This window comes from Pseudomonas sp. CG7, from assembly GCF_023701885.1.
Lineage (GTDB): Bacteria > Pseudomonadota > Gammaproteobacteria > Pseudomonadales > Pseudomonadaceae > Aquipseudomonas > Aquipseudomonas zanjanensis.
Map to the genome: position 1 here is coordinate 97,132 of NZ_JABAEE010000009.1, position 15,548 is coordinate 112,679.

17 protein-coding genes and 1 pseudogene are annotated in these 15,548 nt (G+C 61.6%); 15 read left to right on the plus strand and 3 right to left on the minus strand.

The features are described 5' to 3' along the window. Positions 1 to 221 precede the first annotated feature (221 nt). The 7 genes from hslV to HGO40_RS06150 all read left to right on the plus strand — a co-directional run bounded on the left by hslV (position 222) and on the right by HGO40_RS06150 (position 8,228). Positions 222 to 752 (plus strand): ATP-dependent protease subunit HslV, encoded by a 531-nt coding sequence (hslV, locus tag HGO40_RS06120; protein WP_003196958.1) that lies wholly within the window; start codon positions 222 to 224, stop codon positions 750 to 752. Positions 753 to 795: 43 nt separating this feature from the next. After that, on the plus strand, positions 796 to 2,133 hold the full coding sequence (gene hslU / locus HGO40_RS06125; RefSeq protein ID WP_250962319.1) for an ATP-dependent protease ATPase subunit HslU: 1,338 nt from the start codon (positions 796 to 798) through the stop codon (positions 2,131 to 2,133). A gap of 166 nt (positions 2,134 to 2,299) precedes the next feature. Continuing rightward, positions 2,300 to 2,677 carry a gamma-butyrobetaine hydroxylase family protein gene (locus HGO40_RS06130; protein WP_250962305.1) on the plus strand — a complete coding sequence of 126 codons (378 nt, stop codon included), beginning with the start codon at positions 2,300 to 2,302 and terminating at the stop codon, positions 2,675 to 2,677. Positions 2,678 to 2,955: 278 nt separating this feature from the next. Further along, positions 2,956 to 4,635, plus strand: a complete 1,680-nt coding sequence (gene phaC, locus HGO40_RS06135; RefSeq protein WP_250962306.1) for a class II poly(R)-hydroxyalkanoic acid synthase — start codon at positions 2,956 to 2,958, stop codon at positions 4,633 to 4,635. Positions 4,636 to 4,894: 259 nt separating this feature from the next. After that, positions 4,895 to 5,752, plus strand: a complete 858-nt coding sequence (gene phaZ, locus HGO40_RS06140) for a poly(3-hydroxyalkanoate) depolymerase (RefSeq protein ID WP_003186648.1) — start codon at positions 4,895 to 4,897, stop codon at positions 5,750 to 5,752. A 112-nt stretch (positions 5,753 to 5,864) separates the two neighbouring features. Then, a complete protein-coding gene (gene phaC / locus HGO40_RS06145; protein ID WP_250962307.1) occupies positions 5,865 to 7,547 on the plus strand; it encodes a class II poly(R)-hydroxyalkanoic acid synthase in 1,683 nt (560 codons plus the stop codon). Positions 7,548 to 7,607: 60 nt separating this feature from the next. Beyond that, positions 7,608 to 8,228: a TetR/AcrR family transcriptional regulator gene (locus HGO40_RS06150; RefSeq protein ID WP_250962308.1), complete on the plus strand. Its 621-nt coding sequence runs from the start codon at positions 7,608 to 7,610 to the stop codon at positions 8,226 to 8,228. 198 nt (positions 8,229 to 8,426) lie between these two features. On the opposite strand, the gene HGO40_RS06155 is transcribed toward HGO40_RS06150, so the two are convergent. From HGO40_RS06155 to HGO40_RS06165, 3 genes are all read right to left on the minus strand, one after another. Then, a complete protein-coding gene (locus tag HGO40_RS06155; RefSeq protein WP_250962309.1) occupies positions 8,427 to 9,332 on the minus strand; it encodes a phasin family protein in 906 nt (301 codons plus the stop codon). 10 nt (positions 9,333 to 9,342) lie between these two features. Continuing rightward, positions 9,343 to 9,765, minus strand: coding sequence for a phasin family protein (locus HGO40_RS06160; RefSeq protein ID WP_250962310.1), 423 nt, complete (start codon positions 9,763 to 9,765; stop codon positions 9,343 to 9,345). 263 nt (positions 9,766 to 10,028) lie between these two features. After that, positions 10,029 to 10,304, minus strand: coding sequence for a polyhydroxyalkanoic acid system family protein (locus HGO40_RS06165; RefSeq protein ID WP_053117622.1), 276 nt, complete (start codon positions 10,302 to 10,304; stop codon positions 10,029 to 10,031). 155 nt (positions 10,305 to 10,459) lie between these two features. Between HGO40_RS06165 and ubiE the strand changes: the two genes are divergently transcribed. From ubiE to tatC, 8 genes and pseudogenes are all read left to right on the plus strand, one after another. Next, entirely contained in the window at positions 10,460 to 11,230 is a 771-nt protein-coding gene (gene ubiE / locus HGO40_RS06170; protein ID WP_250962311.1) for a bifunctional demethylmenaquinone methyltransferase/2-methoxy-6-polyprenyl-1,4-benzoquinol methylase UbiE, read from the plus strand. Further along, positions 11,230 to 11,854: pseudogene (locus HGO40_RS06175) on the plus strand (ubiquinone biosynthesis accessory factor UbiJ). Before ubiE ends, HGO40_RS06175 begins: the two are co-directional and overlap by 1 nt. Next, positions 11,851 to 13,455, plus strand: coding sequence for a ubiquinone biosynthesis regulatory protein kinase UbiB (gene ubiB / locus HGO40_RS06180; RefSeq protein ID WP_250962312.1), 1,605 nt, complete (start codon positions 11,851 to 11,853; stop codon positions 13,453 to 13,455). The pseudogene HGO40_RS06175 and the gene ubiB overlap by 4 nt, the downstream one beginning before the upstream one ends. 81 nt (positions 13,456 to 13,536) lie before the next feature. Beyond that, on the plus strand, positions 13,537 to 13,935 hold the full coding sequence (hisI, locus tag HGO40_RS06185; RefSeq protein ID WP_250962313.1) for a phosphoribosyl-AMP cyclohydrolase: 399 nt from the start codon (positions 13,537 to 13,539) through the stop codon (positions 13,933 to 13,935). After that, on the plus strand, positions 13,928 to 14,260 hold the full coding sequence (locus HGO40_RS06190; RefSeq protein ID WP_003186671.1) for a phosphoribosyl-ATP diphosphatase: 333 nt from the start codon (positions 13,928 to 13,930) through the stop codon (positions 14,258 to 14,260). Before hisI ends, HGO40_RS06190 begins: the two co-directional genes overlap by 8 nt. Before the next feature lie 24 nt (positions 14,261 to 14,284). Further along, the gene (locus HGO40_RS06195) at positions 14,285 to 14,572 is read left to right on the plus strand and encodes a twin-arginine translocase TatA/TatE family subunit (protein WP_250962314.1); all 288 of its coding nucleotides are present in this window, start codon (positions 14,285 to 14,287) and stop codon (positions 14,570 to 14,572) included. A 10-nt stretch (positions 14,573 to 14,582) separates the two neighbouring features. After that, positions 14,583 to 15,002 (plus strand): Sec-independent protein translocase protein TatB, encoded by a 420-nt coding sequence (gene tatB / locus HGO40_RS06200; RefSeq protein ID WP_250962315.1) that lies wholly within the window; start codon positions 14,583 to 14,585, stop codon positions 15,000 to 15,002. After that, positions 14,999 to 15,548: twin-arginine translocase subunit TatC (gene tatC, locus HGO40_RS06205; RefSeq protein WP_250962316.1), on the plus strand; the 550-nt coding region annotated here is incomplete at its 3' end. The genes tatB and tatC, both read left to right, overlap by 4 nt.

A 15,548-nucleotide genomic window follows, 5' to 3' on the forward strand; every position in this document is an offset into this window, starting at 1 on the left:
GGCGAGGGAGCTTGCTCCCGCTGGGCTGCGTAGCAGCCATAAAAGCTTGGGACCGCTGCGCGGTCCAGCGGGAGCAAGCTCCCTCGCCACAAAGAAGTCCCCTGCCAAAAACAGCGAGGGACCACTCATCCCCTCCGCACCCTTGCAGTTGAAAAAACCCACGCCACCCCCATATGAGTTCCATCCGGGCATTTTCGCCCCGCTGCGTGGAGACTCTTCCCTTGACCACCATCGTTTCAGTCCGCCGTCATGGCAAAGTCGTCATGGGCGGCGACGGCCAGGTTTCATTGGGCAACACCGTGATGAAAGGCAACGCGAAGAAAGTTCGTCGCCTGTATCACGGCGAGGTCATCGCCGGTTTCGCCGGGGCCACTGCCGACGCCTTCACGTTGTTCGAACGTTTCGAAGGCCAGCTTGAGAAACACCAGGGCCACTTGGTCCGCGCCGCCGTGGAGTTGGCCAAGGAATGGCGCACCGACCGCTCCCTGAGCCGCCTCGAAGCCATGCTCGCGGTCGCCAACAAGGACGCCTCGTTGATCATCACCGGCAACGGCGACGTCGTTGAGCCCGAGGATGGCCTGATCGCCATGGGTTCCGGCGGTGCCTACGCGCAGGCCGCGGCCAGCGCCCTGCTGAAAAAGACCGACCTGTCGGCCCGCGAGATCGTCGAGACTGCCTTGGGCATCGCCGGCGACATCTGTGTCTTCACCAATCACACCCAGACCATTGAGGAGCAGGACCTCGCGGAGTAAGCCCTTCCAGGCCCAGACTTCTGCTTGAGGACCGCCAAATACTATCTCCATGACTCCCCGCGAAATCGTCCACGAACTCAACCGCCACATCATCGGCCAGGACGATGCCAAGCGCGCCGTCGCCATCGCCCTGCGTAACCGCTGGCGCCGGATGCAGCTGCCCGAAGAGCTGCGCGTCGAAGTGACTCCCAAGAACATCCTGATGATTGGCCCGACCGGTGTCGGCAAGACCGAAATCGCCCGACGCCTGGCCAAGCTCGCCAATGCGCCGTTCATCAAGGTCGAAGCCACCAAGTTCACCGAAGTCGGTTATGTCGGCCGCGACGTCGAATCGATCATCCGTGACTTGGCCGACGCTGCGATCAAGTTGCTGCGCGAACAGGAAATCACCAAGGTCCGCCATCGCGCCGAAGACGCCGCCGAAGAACGCATCCTCGATGCGCTCCTGCCGCCAGCGCGCATGGGCTTCAACGCCGACTCCGCCGCGACACAGGATTCCAACACCCGCCAGTTGTTCCGCAAGCGCCTGCGCGAAGGCCAACTGGATGACAAGGAAATCGAGATCGAAGTGGCCGAAATGGCTGGCGTCGACATTTCCGCGCCGCCGGGCATGGAAGAAATGACCCACCAGTTGCAGAGCCTGTTTGCCAACATGGGCAAGGGCAAGAAGAAGAGCCGCAAGCTCAAGGTCAAAGAAGCGCTGAAACTGGTGCGCGACGAAGAAGCCGGTCGCCTGGTCAACGAAGAAGAATTGAAGGCCAAGGCACTGGAAGCGGTCGAGCAGCATGGCATCGTGTTTATCGATGAAATCGACAAGGTTGCCAAGCGCGGCAATGTCGGCGGCGCCGATGTGTCCCGCGAAGGTGTGCAACGCGACCTGCTGCCGCTGATCGAAGGCTGCACGGTCAACACCAAGCTGGGCATGGTCAAGACCGACCACATCCTGTTCATTGCGTCCGGTGCGTTCCACCTGAGCAAACCGAGCGACCTGGTGCCGGAGCTGCAGGGTCGCCTGCCGATCCGTGTCGAACTCAAGGCGCTGACGCCGGAAGACTTCGAGCGCATCCTCAGCGAGCCCCATGCGTCCCTGACCGAACAGTACTGCGCGCTGCTCAAGACCGAAGGCCTGAACATCGAGTTCACGCCAGAAGGCATCAAGCGCCTGGCCCAGATCGCCTGGCAGGTCAACGAGAAGACCGAGAACATCGGCGCCCGTCGCCTGCACACGCTGCTCGAACGCTTGCTCGAGGAAGTGTCGTTCAGCGCCGGCGACCTGGCCAGCGCCCACAACGAAGCGCCGATTCTTATCGACGCCGAGTACGTCAACAGCCACCTGGGTGAACTGGCGCAGAACGAAGACCTGTCGCGGTATATCCTGTAAGCCACCGACAGGTTCCCCGGACCTGTGGGAGCGAGCTTGCTCGCGATGGCGGCATAACAGTCAGCCCATGTGTTGACTGTCAAACCGCTATCGCGAGCAAGCTCGCTCCCACATGGCCCGCGGCGTTTCGCAGATCAACGCGTCCTTCAGAGACGGATCACAGCCCATGACCAACCTCCCCCCCGCCATCAACCTGCACAAAGCCTCCAAGACCCTGACGCTCAAATACGCGCCGGACGAGGAGTACCATCTGCCCGCCGAGTTCCTGCGGGTTCACTCGCCTTCCGCCGAGGTCCAGGGCCACGGCAAACCCATCCTGCAATACGGCAAGCTCAACGTTGCCCTGACCAAGGTCGAACCCGCCGGCCAGTACGCACTGAAACTGACCTTCGACGACGGCCACGACAGCGGTTTGTTCACCTGGGACTACCTCTACCAGTTGGCGGTGCGCCAGCAAGACTTGTGGAACGATTATCTTGACGAACTCAAGGCCGCCGGAAACACCCGCGATCCGAACGAGTCCGTCGTCAAGCTGATGCTCTAACTCAAGGGCTGGCGCTTTAGGGCGAATTTTCTAGACTCATCTGCTTGAATGCCCGCGCAGCAACGTCAATGACTGGCCTGCTTGCGAAAAAAATTAAACTCGGGTAACCAATGGAGCTGGCAAGTTCCCTGCAAAGGAACCGGCGAGTTCCTGGCACACGTTTCCTCATTGCCCTCGATGCGGAATTTATGGTCACCCCGAGCAGCGTACCTGGTATTGGCCTTGCGGCTTCATGGCACGATCCCGGTACTCGTCTGAAGGACAATGGAGCGTCGTAGATGAGCAACAAGAACAACGATGAGTTGAAGTACCAAGCCTCGGAAAACACCCTGGGCTTGAATCCCGTCGTCGGCTTGCGCAGGAAAGACCTGCTGGCCTCTGCCCGGATGGTGCTGACCCAGGCCATCAAGCAACCACTGCACAGCGTCAAGCACGTCGCCCATTTCGGCGTCGAGCTCAAGAACGTCCTGTTCGGCAAGTCCGGGCTGCAACCGGCCGGCGACGATCGTCGCTTCGCCGACCCGGCGTGGAGCCAGAACCCACTCTACAAACGTTACCTGCAAACCTACCTGGCGTGGCGCAAGGAGCTGCACGCCTGGATCGACGACAGCAACCTCCCGCCCGCGGACATCAGCCGCGGGCATTTCGTGATCAACCTGATGACCGAAGCCATGGCCCCGACCAACTCGGCGGCCAACCCGGCGGCGGTCAAGCGCTTCTTCGAAACCGGCGGCAAGAGCCTGCTCGACGGGCTGTCCCACTTGGCCAAGGATATCGTGCACAACGGTGGGATGCCGAGCCAGGTGAACATGGGCGCGTTCGAGGTCGGCAAGAGCCTGGGCGTGACCGAAGGCGCCGTGGTGTTTCGCAACGACGTGCTGGAGCTGATCCAGTACCGGCCCATCACCGAGCAGGTCCACGAGCGACCGCTGCTGGTGGTGCCACCACAGATCAACAAGTTCTACGTCTTCGACCTGAGCCCGGACAAGAGCCTGGCGCGCTTCTGCCTGCGCAGCAACGTACAAACGTTCATTATCAGCTGGCGCAACCCCACCAAGGCGCAGCGCGAGTGGGGCCTGTCGACCTACATCGAGGCGCTCAAGGAAGCGGTGGACGTGGTCACGGCCATCACCGGCAGCAAGGACGTGAACATGCTCGGCGCCTGCTCCGGCGGCATCACCTGCACCGCGCTGCTGGGCCATTACGCCGCCCTCGGCGAGAAAAAGGTCAATGCCCTGACCTTGCTGGTGAGTGTGCTCGACACCACCCTGGACACCGACGTGGCGCTGTTCGTCGATGAGCAGACCCTGGAAGCGGCCAAGCGCCACTCCTACCAGGCCGGCGTACTCGAGGGCCGCGACATGGCCAAGGTCTTTGCCTGGATGCGCCCCAACGACCTGATCTGGAACTACTGGGTCAACAATTACCTGTTGGGCAACGAACCGCCTGTGTTCGACATCCTGTTCTGGAACAACGACACCACACGGCTGCCGGCGGCGTTCCACGGCGACCTCATCGAAATGTTCAAGAACAATCCACTGATCCGCCCCAACGCATTGGAAGTGTGCGGCACGCCCATCGACCTCAAGCAGGTCACCGCCGACATCTTCTCCCTGGCCGGCACCAACGACCACATCACGCCATGGAAGTCCTGCTACAAGTCCGCGCAATTGTTCGGTGGCAAGGTGGAGTTCGTGTTGTCCAGCAGCGGTCATATCCAGAGCATTCTCAACCCGCCCGGCAACCCCAAGTCGCGCTACATGACCGGCGAGGACATGCCGGCCAAGGCCGAGGACTGGCAGGAAAACTCCACCAAGCACACCGACTCCTGGTGGCTGCACTGGCAAGCCTGGCAGGCCGAGCGCTCGGGCAAACTGAAAAAGGCCCCGACCGTGCTGGGCAACAAGGCCTACCCGGCCGGTGAAGCGGCGCCCGGCACCTATGTGCATGAGCGGTAATGGATGCAACTCGTCTGCTGGGGCGTGGGCTTGCTCACGAATGCACTCCGGCAGCCGACATGGACATGTAAGGCCCACAGCGCTGGCGAACGCAAACTCATGTTCACAGCAGATCCAATGTGGGAGCGAGCTTGCTCGCGATGACGGTGTGTCAGCACATATGGATGCTGGATGTACCGCTGCCATCGCGAGCAAGCTCGCTCCCACAGGGATCGGGGGAAAAATGAAAGACAGCGACCCAACCCACAGGGCTTGAAGCATGCCGCAACCGTACATCTTCCGTACCGTCGATCTGGATGGCCAGACCTTGCGCACCGCGGTACGTCCCGGCAAGCCTCACTTGACGCCATTGCTGATTTTCAACGGCATCGGCGCCAACCTGGAGCTGGTGTTCCCGTTCATCCAGGCCCTGGACCCGGACCTGGAAGTCATCGCCTTTGACGTGCCTGGCGTCGGCGGCTCATCGACGCCCAACCGGCCGTATCGCTTTCCGGGCCTGGCCAAACTCACCGCGCGGATGCTCGATTACCTCGACTACGGGCAGGTCAACGTGATCGGCGTGTCCTGGGGGGGCGCCCTGGCCCAGCAGTTCGCCTACGACTACCCGGAGCGCTGCAAGAAGCTGGTATTGGCGGCCACGGCGGCCGGGGCGGTGATGGTGCCGGGCAAACCGAAGGTGCTGTGGATGATGGCCAGCCCCCGGCGCTATGTTCAACCGTCCCACGTGATGCGTATCGCGCCACTGATCTATGGTGGTTCGTTCCGCCGCGACCCGAGCCTGGCGGCCAGCCACGCAGCCAAGGTGCGTTCGGCGGGCAAGCTCGGTTATTACTGGCAACTGTTCGCCGGCCTGGGCTGGACCAGCATCCACTGGCTGCACAAGATCCACCAGCCGACCCTGGTGCTGGCCGGCGATGACGACCCGCTGATTCCATTGATCAACATGCGCATGCTGGCCTGGCGCATTCCCAACGCCCAATTGCACATCATCGATGACGGTCATCTGTTCCTGATCACCCGGGCCGAGGCGGTGGCGCCGATCATCATGAAATTCCTGGAGGAAGAACGTCAGCGCGCGGTGATGCATCCGCATCCCTCGCCGCTGGGCGGTGGCTGAAACCGCCCATTAGCGCCTGGCAGGACGCCGGATTGCGCAGCAACCCGAAACAGCGACTATGTTGTCTGGTTCGGTGTGTTTGTTTTTAGCCTGATGACGAAGGAGTTGACTCATGCGCGACAAACCGGCGAAGGGTTCCATGCCCGCACCTGCCAGTTTCATCAACGCACAAAGTGCGGTCACCGGACTGCGTGGCAGGGACCTGCTGTCCACCTTGCGCAGCGTGGCCGTACACGGCTTGCGCAACCCGGTGCACAGTGCCCGGCATGCGTTGAAACTGGGCAGTCAGTTGGGCCGTGTGCTGCTGGGCGAGACCCTTCACCCCACCACCCCCAACGACCCGCGTTTCGCCGATCCCACCTGGCAGCTCAACCCCTTCTATCGCCGTAGTTTGCAGGCCTACCTGAGTTGGCAAAAACAGGTCAAGAGCTGGATCGACGAAAGCGACATGAACGAGGACGACCGCGCCCGCGCCCACTTCGCCTTTGCCCTGCTCAACGACGCCGTAGCGCCGTCCAATACCTTGCTCAACCCGCTGGCGGTCAAGGAGCTGTTCAACTCCGGTGGCTCCAGCCTGGTCCGCGGCATCAGCCACCTGGTGGACGACCTGCTGCACAACGACGGCTTGCCGCGCCAAACCACGCCCCACGCCTTTGAGGTCGGCAAGACCCTGGCGACCACACCCGGCGCGGTGGTGTTTCGCAACGAACTGCTCGAACTGATCCAGTACCGGCCCATGAGCGAAAAGCAGTACGCCAAGCCATTGCTGATCGTCCCGCCGCAGATCAACAAGTTCTACATCTTCGACCTCAGCCCCTCCAACAGCTTTGTCCAGTACGCCCTGAAAAACGGTTTGCAGGTCTTCATCATCAGTAGGCGCAACCCGGACGTACGCCACCGCGAATGGGGCCTGTCCAGCTATGTCGAGGCCACCGAAGAGGCGATGAATGTGTGCCGGGCGATCACTGGCGCTCGCGAGGTCAACCTGATGGGCGCCTGCGCCGGTGGCATGACCATCGCCGCCCTGCAAGGCCACCTGCAAGCCAAGCGCCAGCTACGCCGGGTCGCCAGCGCCACGTACCTGGTGAGCCTGCTGGACAGCCAGATCGACAGCCCGGCCACGCTGTTCATCGACGAGCAGACCCTCGAAGCCGCCAAGCGCCGCTCCTACCAGAAGGGCATCCTCGATGGTCGCGACATGGCCCGCGTGTTCGCCTGGATGCGCCCCAACGACCTGATCTGGACCTACTTCATCAACAACTACCTGCTGGGCAAGGAGCCGCCAGCCTTCGACATCCTCTACTGGAACAACGACTGCACGCGGCTGCCGGCGGCCTACCACGGCGACCTGCTGGACTTCTTCAAGCACAACCCACTGACCCATCCCGGCGGCCTGGAAGTGTGCGGCACGCCCATCGACCTGCAAAAAGTGACGGTGGACAGCTTCAGCGTGGGCGGTATCAACGACCACATCACGCCTTGGGACGCGGTGTATCGCTCGACCCTCCTGCTGGGGGGCGAAAAACGCTTCGTGCTCTCCAACAGCGGCCATGTCCAGAGCATCCTCAACCCGCCAGGCAACCCCAAGGCCAACTATATCGAAAGCGCGAAACTGAGCAGCGACCCGCGAGCCTGGTACTACGACGCCACGCATGTCGAAGGCAGCTGGTGGACGCAATGGCTGGGCTGGATCCAGGCACGCTCCGGCGCCCAGCACGAAACCCAGATGACCTTGGGCAACGTTAATTACCCGCCGCTGGACGCTGCCCCTGGAACCTATGTTCGCGTGCGCTGAAGGCCTCACGCCACGGCCAGGCGCTTGGCCGTGGCACGACTTGACCATTAAGAAGACCGGATGAAAACCCGCGACCGCATCCTTGAATGTGCCCTGCAATTATTCAACGAAAAGGGCGAGCCGAACGTATCGACCATGGAAGTTGCCAACGAAATGGGCATCAGCCCGGGCAACCTCTACTACCACTTCCATGGCAAGGAACCACTGATCCTCGGGCTGTTCGAGCGCTTCCAGAGCGAGCTGGCGCCGCTGCTCGACCCACCGGCGGACGCACAGTTGGCACCGGAAGACTACTGGCTGTTCCTGCACTTGATCGTCGAGCGCCTGGCCCAGTACCGGTTTCTGTTCCAGGACCTGTCCAACCTGGCCGGACGCCTGCCAAAGCTGGCCAAGGGCATCCGTCAGTTGCTCAACGCCCTGAAGCGAACCCTCGCCTCACTGCTGGCGCAACTCAAGGCGCAGGAGCTGCTGGTCAGCGATACCCAGGCCCTGGGGCAGTTGGTGGAGCAGATCACCATGACCCTGCTGTTCTCCCTGGACTATCAGCGGATCCTGGATCGTGAGGGCGAGGTTCGATTGGTGGTCTACCAGATCATGATGCTGGTGGCCCCGCACCTGCCGCCTGCGACCAAAGTGGCGACCGAACGATTGGCGCTGCGATACCTGGAAGAGCACGACTAACCACGGGCAGGGGCAGGGGCAGGTCCATTGTGGGAGCGAGCTTGCTCCGGGCGGCGATCCGACGATGACTGCGGCACCTCCAACATCAATGTGGCTGACCCACCGCTATCGCGAGCAAGCTCGCTCCCACAGGTTGACCTGCGTACAAATAAAAAAGCCCGGCCTACATAGACCGGGCATTTTTGTCAGCCCTGGATATCAGGACTGGGTAGATGGCGGCGTTGGAGCCTGCGCCGGTGCTGGAGTGGCGACCGGGGTCGGAGCCGCGGCGGAGTTCGTCGTGGTCGCGGTTGCCGGTTTGGCGGCCGCGGTGGGTGCCTTGGGTGCGGCAGCTTTTGGCGCGGCCGGTTTTTTCACGGCAGGCTTTTTCGCCGCAGCTGGTTTGGCCGCCGCTTTTGCCGCAGGCTTGGCAGCGGGTTTAGCCGCTGGTTTAGCCGCAGCAGGTTTAGCTGCTGCCGTCTTGGCCGCCGGTTTGGCTGCAGGTTTTGCAGCAGGCTTGGCGGCCGCTTTCGCCGCTACCGGTTTGGCTGCCTTGGCAGCGGGTGTGGCCGCTGCGGTTTTAGCCGCTGGCTTGGCCGCTGCTTTCACCGCAGGTTTGGCAGCGGGTTTTGCCGCTGCCTTGGCCAGTGGCTTGGCTGCCGTTTTAGCGGCCGGCTTGGCCGCCGCCGTCTTGGTCGCCACCGGTGCGACTTTGGCGCCGGTGAGTTTTTCGATCTGCTTGGTCAGTGTGGCGACCTTGCTGTGCAGCGCCTTGACTTCATTACGGCTCGGCACGCCCAGGCGGGAGATCGCACTGTTCAGGCGCTTGTCGAAAGCCCCCTCCAGTTCGTCCCATTTGCCCAGCGCACGATCTTTCACGCCGCCGATTCGCGACTTGGCGGACTCGGCAGAGTCCTTGGCTGCATCGACTTGTTTGCCGACCGCCGTCTTGGTGAGTTTTTCGGCCTTTTCGCCGTCCTTAACCAGAGACTCGAAGAGCTTGCTGCCGTCAGTGTCGATCTTCGAGTACACGCCTAAACCAGCCAGCCAGATTTTGCGGGAATACTTTTCAATCTTCCCGGCCCACGAGCTGCCTTCTTTTTCTGTGATTTTTTTACCAGCCATCCCGTTCTCCTTAATGTTTACGCGCGACACGTTCGAGCAATGCTGTCAGCTCATCGAGCTTAGCAGAGAGTGCCTCAACGTCATGTTTAGACGGAATGCCGATACGATTCAAGGCACTTGCAACACGGGCATCGAATACCTTCTCGACTTTATCGAGTTGTACTTCAACCCGGGCCTTGAAAGTATTGACGTCGGTCTTGGCTTCAATCAATTCGCTGTTGGCCGCTTCAAGTTTCCCGGCAATTTTCTTTTTGCCTTTGGTTTCAATAACTTCGCCAGCTTTTACCAACTCTTGAAAATACTCGCCGCCTTCCTGGCCGACCTTCGTGTAGGCGCCCAGACCCGCCCGCCAGATCTTGCGCGCGTACGTTTTCACGTCGCCGAGCGTGGAAGATTCAACGTCTGTTTTTTTCTTCAGGATAACTTTGGCCATGGTGCACCTCACTCGAAAAAGGTTTGAGGAACTGCCCGCACAGGGACGGGCTCAGGCACAAAGTAGTGACAATAATTAGAAACGGCACCCTAACAACTGACACATATTCCGAAGGCGATGACTGCCATTGTGGGAGCGAGCTTGCTCGCGATGGCGGAGTGTCAGCCAAGCTTGATGTGACTGAACCAATGCAATCGCGAGCAAGCTCGCTCCCACAGGGTTGGGTGGTGAACCTTAATTTGCATTCGCCACCCTTCGGTCAATCAAGCCAACGCCTTATCCAGCGCCTTTTCGATTTCACCTTTGATCGTGCCGCTCATGGCCGACATCAACATGCCCAGCTCCACGTCGACGCGGATCGAATCCTCGCCCACGTGCACTTCGCCCTTGACCCCGGAACGCTTGAGTTTCAGGGTATCGCCCACCCACTGCGGCTCCAGGCCATAGCTGTCGGACAACTTCTGCGCCAGCTTGTCGGCCTTCTCTCGCGCCGCTTCCTTGCCCAGGCCATGGGCACGTTCAACCGTTATACGGGCCATCGGATGACTCCTGTTTTATCGGGACTTGCCTGAACGTTTCAAACCCTGGCTGCGTCAAAACGTCCCGGCGGTTGCCCATCTTACCTTCAGCCTTGCCAAGACAAAGCCCTCCACCGGGATTAGAATGTCCCGCATTCTTTTTTGGTGACCGGGATATGACTGATCAGCGCAAAGGCAGCGATGCCGAACCCACCACTCACTTCGGCTTCAAGAACGTGCCGGAAAGCCAGAAGGCGGAAAAAGTCGCCGAGGTTTTTCACTCCGTGGCCGCCAAGTACGACTTGATGAACGACCTGCTCTCGGGCGGCATGCACCGCCTCTGGAAGCGTTTCGCGATCGAGCTGTCGGGCGTGCGCAGCGGTAACCGCGTGCTGGACATCGCCGGCGGCACGGGCGACCTGACGAAGAAGTTCTCCCACATCGTCGGGCCGACCGGCCAGGTGGTCCTGGCCGACATCAACGAATCCATGCTCAAGGTCGGTCGCGACCGCCTGCTGGACCTGGGTGTGGCCGGCAATGTTGAATTCGTCCAGGCCGACGCCGAGAAGCTGCCGTTCCCCGACAAACATTTCGACTGCGTGACCATCGCTTTCGGCCTGCGCAACGTCACCCACAAGGAAGACGCCCTGCGTTCGATGCTGCGCGTGCTCAAGCCCGGCGGGCGCCTGCTGGTGCTGGAGTTCTCCAAGCCAACCAACGCGCTGATGTCCAAGGCCTATGACGCCTACTCGTTCGCCTTCATGCCGCTGATGGGCAAGCTGATCACCAATGACTCGGAAAGCTACCGCTACCTGGCCGAATCGATCCGCATGCACCCGAACCAGGAAACCCTGAAGTCGATGATGGTCGAGGCCGGTTTCGACCGCGTGACCTACCACAACATGACCGCAGGCATCGTCGCCCTGCATCGCGGTATCAAGCCCTGATGTTGCTCACCGGCCTGCTCGCCAGCGTCGAACTCGGCCTCAACCGGGTGCTGCGCCTGGACAGCACGGCGCTCCCGCGCCTGGCGCACTTGAGCGGCAAAGTCATCGCCGTCGACTGCCGTAGCCCGGCGTTGCGGTTGTTCATCCTGCCCAGCGACGAAGGCCTGATGCTCGCCGCCCACTGGGAAGCCGAAGTGGACTGCACGCTGCGCGCCCCGGCGTCGAGCCTGCTGAACCTGGCCCTGGGCAAGGACAAGAGCGCGGTGCTGCACAGCCCCGACGTCGTGCTCGACGGCGACAGCGGCGTACTGCTGGAACTGGCGGCGATTCTCCAGGACCTGGAGCTGGACTGGGAATACGAAGTGTCCCGTTGGATCGGCCCGGTGGCGACCCAGCTGCTCAGCGGCCATTTGAACAGCCGCCGCCGCTGGTATCGCCAGGGCTTCGCCAGCCTGGGACAGAATCTGAGTGAATACCTGGCCGAAGAATCGCGTACCCTCGTAGGCCAACGCGAGGCCCAGGCCCGTTTTGATGAACTGGACCAGGTCAAGCTTGACCTGGAACGCCTCGAGGCGCGTTTCGAGCGCCTTTCCCGATCCCTTGAAACCAAGCGATAACGCATGAAGCTGCTTGCCGTCCGCCGTTTGTTGCGCATCCAGCGCGTCGTGATCCGCTACCGCCTCGATGACCTGCTGTTCGCCTTGCCGTTGCCCTGGTTTCTCCTGGCGCTGCGCTTCGTGCTGCCGTGGCGCTGGTTTCCCCGGCGAACCCTGGACCTGACGCGCGGCGCGCGCTTGCGCCTGGCTCTGCAGGACCTGGGACCAATCTTCATCAAGTTCGGGCAGATCCTCTCGACCCGTCGCGACCTGTTGCCCGAAGACATCGCCGACGAGCTGATGTTGCTGCAAGACCGCGTGCCGCCGTTCGATTCCAAGCTGTCGGTGGCGCTGATCGAGGAACAGCTGGGCAAGAAGATCAGCGAAGTCTTCAGCCGTTTCGATGTCGAGCCCCTGGCCTCGGCTTCCGTGGCCCAGGTTCACGCCGCGCAACTCAAGAGCGGCGAAGAAGTGGTGGTCAAGGTCATTCGCCCGGGCCTCAAGCCGATCATCGCCCAGGACCTGGCGTGGCTGTTCATTCTCGCCGGTGCCGCCGAGCGGCTGTCGGCCGATGCCCGCCTGCTGCACCCGGTGGACGTGGTCCAGGATTACGAAAAAACCATCTACGACGAACTCGACCTGCTGCGCGAGGCCGCCAACGCCAGCCAGTTGCGCCGCAACTTCGAGGGCTCGCCGCTGCTCTATGTGCCGCAAGTCTATTGGGACTGGTGCCGGCCGAAAGTATTGGTGATGGAGCGCATCTACGGCATCCAGGTGACTGACCTGGCGACCCTGGCAGACCAGCGCACCGACATGAAACTGCTGGCCGAGCGCGGCGTGGAAATTTTCTTCACCCAGGTGTTTCGCGACAGTTTCTTCCACGCCGACATGCACCCGGGCAACATCTTCGTCAGCACCGTGCAGCCATGGAGCCCGCAATACATTGCCATCGACTGCGGCATCGTCGGCAGCCTGACCCCTGAGGACCAGGACTACCTGGCACGCAACCTGTTCGCCTTCTTCAAGCGTGACTACCGTCGCGTCGCCCAACTGCACATCGATTCAGGCTGGGTGCCGGCCGAGACCATGCTCAACGAATTCGAAGCGGCGATCCGTACCGTGTGCGAACCGATCTTCGAAAAACCGTTAAAAGATATTTCCTTCGGCCAGGTACTGATGCGCCTGTTCCAGACTGCACGTCGCTTCAACATGGAGGTCCAGCCGCAGTTGGTGCTGTTGCAGAAAACCCTGCTGAACATTGAGGGTTTGGGCCGTCAGCTGTACCCGGACCTCGACCTGTGGAACACCGCCCAACCGTTCCTCGAACGCTGGATGCGCGAGCGCGTCAGCCCGCGCACCTTGCTGGGCAACGTGCAGAGCCAGTTCGAGCAGATCCCGCACCTGGCCAACATGACCCGCGACCTGCTCGAACGCATGTCCCAGCCCCACGCCCACGACCCGGCGCCCCCGTGGCACCGACGCAAGGACGACTGGCTGTTGCGCCTGCTTGGCGCGGCTCACCTGGGTGGCGGCGCGGTGCTGGCGACCGGCGGGCCGCTGAGCCAACTGGGCCACTGGCCGGCCGGTATCATGGTGGTGGTCGGTCTGTATCTGGTCGTTCGTCGATAGCCAGCACCGGTTCACGCTGGCACACTGTTTCAACGCTGGGCCCGCCGATTCCAGGTGCGCGGCCCATGGTCGGAGTCAACGATGAAAAACTGGCAGGACGAGATCAAGTGGGACGCTGACGGCCTGGTGCCGGCCATCGCCCAGGACCACAAGACCGGGCGCGTATTGATGAGGGCCTGGAGGAACCGCGAAGCACTGGCCCTGACCGCTGCCGAGAACCGCGCCATCTATTGGTCACGTTCCCGTGGCAAGCTGTGGCGCAAGGGAGAAGAGTCCGGCCACGTGCAGCACCTGCATGAGATGCGCCTGGACTGCGACGGCGACGTCATCATCCTGATGGTCGAACAGGTCGGCGAGATTGCCTGTCACACCGGCCGTCAAAGCTGCTTTTATCGCGTCTTCGAGAACGGCGACTGGAAAACCGTCGACCCGGTGCTCAAGGACCCGCATGCCATTTATTCAGGACATACCCATGAGTGACACCCTGACCCGCCTGGCCCAGGTGCTGGAAGAGCGCAAGGGCGCCGCGGCTGACAGTTCCTATGTCGCCAGCCTTTACCACAAGGGCTTGAACAAGATTCTGGAGAAAGTCGGCGAAGAGTCGGTCGAGACCATCATCGCAGCCAAGGACGCCGCCATCAGCGGCGACTGCAGCGACGTAATCTACGAGACCGCCGACCTGTGGTTCCACAGCCTGGTCATGCTGGCCCAACTGGGGCAGCATCCGCAGGCCGTACTGGATGAACTGGACCGTCGTTTCGGTCTGTCCGGGCACGTCGAGAAAGCCTCGCGCCCGTCCGCCTGATCAATTTTTGAGAGGAGTAGCCACATGGGTATCTTTGACTGGAAACACTGGGTCGTCATCCTGGTCGTCGTGGTGCTGGTGTTCGGTACCAAGAAACTGAAAAACCTCGGCACCGATGTCGGCGAGTCGATCAAGGGCTTTCGCAAAGCCATGAACGATGATGAAAAACCGACCGATCCGCCGACCACCCAAGCCCAGCCCGGCCAACCTGCCCAACCGGTACACCCGCAGGCCACTCAGCCTGTGAATGCACCGAATACCATCGATGTGCTGGCCCAGAAAGTCGAAGAGCCCATCCGCAAAGACTCGTGAGCACTGACTAATGTTTGGGATCAGCTTCACTGAACTGCTGCTCGTCGGCCTCGTCGCCCTGTTGGTATTGGGCCCCGAGCGCCTGCCGGGCGCTGCGCGCACTGCCGGTCGGTGGATCGGGCGCCTGAAGCGCAGCTTCAATGCGATCAAACAGGAAGTTGAACGTGAAATCGGTGCCGACGATATCCGTCGGCAACTGCACAACGAACATATTCTGTCCCTGGAGCAGGAAGCGCGGAAAATCTTCACGCCGACCCAACAGGAACCGACGCCGGTCCAGCCCGTGGTCGAGCCGACGATGGCTTCCCAAACGCCAGAAAGCGGCGTGCCGGTGGCAGAACCGGCGCCAGCGACACCGACGGTAGCGGACACAGCCTCCACCGCTGCGCCTGCGCCTAACGACCCTACTTTGCCGCCGCGAGCCCCATGAGCGATATCCCCGAAAACGACCAGCCGATGCCGCTGGTATCGCACCTCACCGAGTTGCGCACCCGCCTGCTGCGTTGCGTCGCGGCGGTTTTCATCATCTTCGCCGGGCGGTTTTCCTTCACCCAGCAGATCTACACCTTCGTCTCCACGCCGCTGCGCCAGTACTTGCCGGTAGGGGCGACGATGATCGCCACCGACGTGTCGTCGCCGTTCCTGACGCCACTGAAGCTGACGATGATGGTCTCGCTGTTCCTGGCGATCCCGGTGATCCTGCACCAGATCTGGGGCTTCATCGCACCTGGCCTGTACAAGCATGAAAAACGCATCGCCGTGCCGCTGCTGGTGTCCAGCATCCTGCTGTTCTACACCGGCATGGCCTTCGCCTATTACCTGGTGTTCCCGCTGATCTTCAAGTTCTTCGCCGCCGCCACCCCGGCGGGCGTGGAAATGATGACGGACATCAGCAGCTACCTGGATTTCGTCATGACGCTGTTCTTCGCCTTCGGCGTGGCGTTCGAAATCCCGGTGGCGGTGGTGCTGCTGGTGT